Consider the following 4152-nt stretch of genomic DNA (forward strand, 5'->3'; position numbering starts at 1 on the left):
CAACAGGGTGCCAAAATCAGCATTAAGCGTTAAGATAGCCTTGTCTTAATAAAATAATCTGTTTTATCCCAATAATATTTGGTACCAAGGTCTTTGGCTTACTTCAGGTACGAGTGAACAGTGAACATGCTTTAGCTGCGAATATTCGTCCAGTGCATGACGGCCTAATTCGCGCCCGAAACCGCTTTGCTTGTATCCCCCAAATGGCGCGTCACTACGGAGCATATGCCAATCATTGATCCAGATCGTTCCAGCCTTTAATTCACGGGCTATTTTCATTCCTTTATTTACATCCTTTGTCCAAACTCCACCTGCTAATCCATAAATCGTGTCATTCGCAATTTCGATTGCCTCCTCAACTGTGGAGTAACGGATGACTGAAAGAACAGGACCAAAGATTTCTTCTCTAGCAATCTTCATGTCATTATGAACATCCGCAAAAATAGTAGGCTCAATATAATAGCCATTTTCAAATCCTTCTACTATGGCACGCTTTCCTCCGCAAACCAATCGCGCCCCTTCTTGAATACCGGATTCAATATAAGAAAGTACGGTATCCAATTGTTGCTGAGATACCATCGGTCCCATTCCCGTCGCGATATCTAATGGATTTCCAATTTTAATCGTGCTTGTAAGTTCAGCTAATTGTTCAATGACTTGGTCATAAATGGAATCATGTACTAATACACGCGTACCGGATTCACAAACTTGCCCAGAGTGTGTCAAGAATCCGAATAAAATGCCAGGAATGGTAATGCTCATGTCAGCATCAGGCAATACGATTGCCGGTGATTTCCCACCTAACTCAAGCGTGACGCGTTTCACCGTTTTAGATGCCTGCTCCATAATGCGGCTCCCTACTTCTGTAGAACCGGTAAAAGCCACTTTGTCTACACTTGGATGCGTGACAAGCGCTTCTCCAATGCTGGCACCCGGGCCAGATACAACATTGAATACACCTGCCGGGATTCCTGCTTCAGCTGCCAATTCCGCTAATTTCAAGGTAGATAGCGGTGTATTGGATGCTGGTTTGATTACGATCGAGTTCCCCATTGCCAACGCAGGAGCAATTTTCCACATCGCTAAAATCATTGGAAAGTTCCAAGCAGTCACAGCTGCTACAACCCCAAGCGGCTCACGCCAGACTTGGTTATTGCTTGGTCCAGGAAATGGTAAAGTAGGAAGAGACTCAACATACGGATACTCTACAGTAAACTTTGCCGTCTGCTGTAAGAGATCTACAATAGATAGGATGTCTAGGTTTGAAAGCCGTCGAACTGTCGCTCCCGAACTAATCGACTCTAAGTAACCCAATTCTTCAGCATGTTCAATAATCTTGTTTCCAAATTGGACAAGTACATGAGCACGTTCTTGTGGAGATTTTTTTGACCATACTCCCGAATCAAAGGCCTGTTTTGCAGAGGAAACGGCCGCCTCCACATCTTCGATCCCGGCTTTCGCTACCTTTGCCGCGACCTCACCAGTTGCAGGGTTTACTACCTCAAACGTTTCTCCGCTTAATGCAGGCTTCCACTCCCCGTTTATATAGAGTGGAAATTCCAAAACTTGTAACGCTGCTTTCATCGAAATTCCTCCTTATTATTTACTCTCCTGAAAATCCACAAATGTTTTTTAGAATATATCTCTATCAAACTGATTAAACTTCCACTTGTTCAACCCGCAAAGCTCTTCTCAAAATTTTACCTGTACTGTTCTTAGGTAATTCCTTCATAAATTCCACTTGTTTTGGCAGCTTGTACTTTGCAAGCTTGTCCTGGCAGAAATGCAAGATGTCAACCATCGTTATGCTCTCATCGTTAGATATAACGAAAGCCTTTACAATCTCTCCATATTCTTTATCCGTAACCCCTACTACGGCTGTTTCCACAATGGCCGGATGTTGATATAATACTTCTTCCACTTCTCTCGGATAGACGTTGTACCCGCCAACGATGATCATATCTTTTTTACGGTCCACGATATAGATGTACCCTTCTTCATCCATTCGCGCCAAATCACCTGTATAAAACCATCCATCCTTCAATGCTGAAGATGTAGCTTCCGGCATTCCTAAATACCCCATCATTACATTGGGACCTTTTACAATTAACTCGCCGATTTCTCCTCTTGGAACTTCCATTCCATTCGGATCCACCACTTTATTCTTCACGTCTGGTATATCTATACCTACAGAGCCTGGTTTCCGTGTTCCCCGTAACGGATTAAAGGCTGTTACGGGAGCCGTTTCAGAAAGGCCATAACCCTCTAAAACGTGAACCTTATACTTCTCTTCGAATCTATGTAATAATTCAACTGGAATCGAAGCACCGCCTGAAAAACAAGCCCGTATCGTTGAAAAGTCCTCTGCGGTCGCTCCCGGCACCTGTAACAAAAAGCTAAACATGGTCGGAACTCCGGCAAATAATGTCGCTTTCTCTCTTCTAATCGTGTTGATCACTTCAGTTGGGCTAAATTTCGGAACAATTACAATGGCTGCCCCGCAAGCAATAGGAATGTTGATGCAAGTCGCCATACAAAACACATGGAACATAGGAAGAACCGCAATGATACGATCTTCTTCAGTGAACTCAGCAAGCTGGGACACCGAAGCAGCATTGGATGCCATATTTCGATGGGACAGCATGGCACCTTTCGGCTTACCAGTTGTGCCGGAAGTATATAGAATAACCGCCAAATCCTCCCCTTCAATGGAAGGGCTTTCAAAAATTTCTGATGGTTCCTGAATGAGACACTCCCAAGTCCATTCGGACTCGATTGAATCTGTGTAGATAACCATTTTCAAATTTTCTAGTTTCTCTCTCAATGGAGATATTGTCTCTTCTAAAGATGAATGAGCAATCACAGCTTTGGCTTGGCTATTCGATAAAATATAGGAAATTTCTCCCGAAGTGTAGGCCGGATTAATCGGAACAACCACTGCACCTGCCCGAAGGATCCCAAAGAAACCAATTACAAACTCAGGACAATTACCAAGCATTAGAGCGACTCTATCACCCTTTGTGATGCCTGCGGCGGATAGACCGGATGCAGCACAATCTACCAATTTATCAAGTTCTGCATATGTTTTACTTTGATTCATGAATGTATAGGCGATATTACTTGGAAATCTTGCTGCACTGTTCTTTAGATTCTCATTCAAATTCAAAACCATTCTTTTCTTTCTCCTCCAATCTTTTAAAATTTAAGAAAATTAGGAATTACTTGAATTTATTATATATATAATTTACACTTAAATAAAATTACTAATACTGATGAATATATAAGCTAAGCTTCTAAATCAAAAGGAGAATTTCTATGCATATTGAACAATTGGAATACATTGTAAAGGTTGCGGAAACAGGTTCTATTTCTATAGCAGCAGAAAATCTGCATATTTCTCAATCGGGAATCAGTCAATCCATTACTAGATTAGAAGATGAACTGGGCGTTAAAATATTTAAACGCCACCGACGACTCGGCGCCGTTCCCACTGATGAAGGAAAAGCGTTAATTAAAAAGGCATATGAAGTATTAACAAAACTTCAAGAATTTAAAGATGAAGCCCAAGCCTATAACACTGTATTTTCCGGAAATTTAAAATTATCAGCTATACCTGGCTTTATGCTGTTCCTATTAAAACCTTTATCTTCTTTTAAAAATGCCTATCCAAATGTGAATATAGAAATTTCAGAAAAAGCTGTCCAGCATATTATTGAACATGTCCAAAATAAACAGATTGACATTGGCCTAATCACCGTTTACGAAGATTTATTAAAAAAAAGAGAGGATCTACTATTTGAGGTGGTACTTGAAGGTAAGATGCAGGTGTACGTCGGCAAATCCTCTCCATTAGCTAAATATAAATCTATAACTCCCCAACAACTAATCACACAAAACGTTGTTCTCTATAATGGTGATTATGTGAAACGATTTGCAAATAATTTAATTAGTAAATTTGGACATATGAACATTGTATTTACATCAGATAATACAGAAGTAATAAAAAAAGCAATCATTGAAGGATTAGGAATTAGCTTCGGGCCTGACTTTTCCATAAAAAATGATCCTTCTGTTATAAATGGCGAAATTGTCTCTCTCGACATAATAGATTACGAACAAGTAAATGTAGGTTTAGCATGGATACGCTCAGAT

Annotated in this window: 3 protein-coding genes (1 of these 3 only partly in view); 1 reads left to right on the forward strand and 2 read right to left on the reverse strand. The window is 40.6% G+C overall.

Annotated elements, in window-relative coordinates; all coding sequences use genetic code 11:
- Window positions 1-63: 63 nt before the first annotated feature.
- Together V7137_RS13395 and V7137_RS13400 are read right to left on the reverse strand one after the other, a co-directional pair.
- Window positions 64-1584, reverse strand: coding sequence for an aldehyde dehydrogenase family protein (locus V7137_RS13395; RefSeq protein WP_335698550.1), 1521 nt, complete (start codon window positions 1582-1584; stop codon window positions 64-66).
- A 73-nt stretch (window positions 1585-1657) separates the two neighbouring features.
- On the reverse strand, window positions 1658-3172 hold the full coding sequence (locus V7137_RS13400) for a long-chain-fatty-acid--CoA ligase (protein WP_335698551.1): 1515 nt from the start codon (window positions 3170-3172) through the stop codon (window positions 1658-1660).
- A 143-nt stretch (window positions 3173-3315) separates the two neighbouring features.
- Here V7137_RS13400 and V7137_RS13405 point away from each other — a divergent pair, with 143 nt between their 5' ends.
- Window positions 3316-4152, forward strand: partial view of a LysR family transcriptional regulator gene (locus tag V7137_RS13405; protein WP_335698552.1) — the 5' portion only. 51 nt of this gene lie beyond the right edge of the window; only the first 837 of its 888 coding nucleotides appear in the window; its start codon is at window positions 3316-3318; its stop codon lies beyond the right edge, outside the window.

It is taken from the genome of Neobacillus drentensis (assembly GCF_036962765.1).
GTDB classification, from domain to species: domain Bacteria; phylum Bacillota; class Bacilli; order Bacillales; family Cytobacillaceae; genus Neobacillus; species Neobacillus drentensis_C.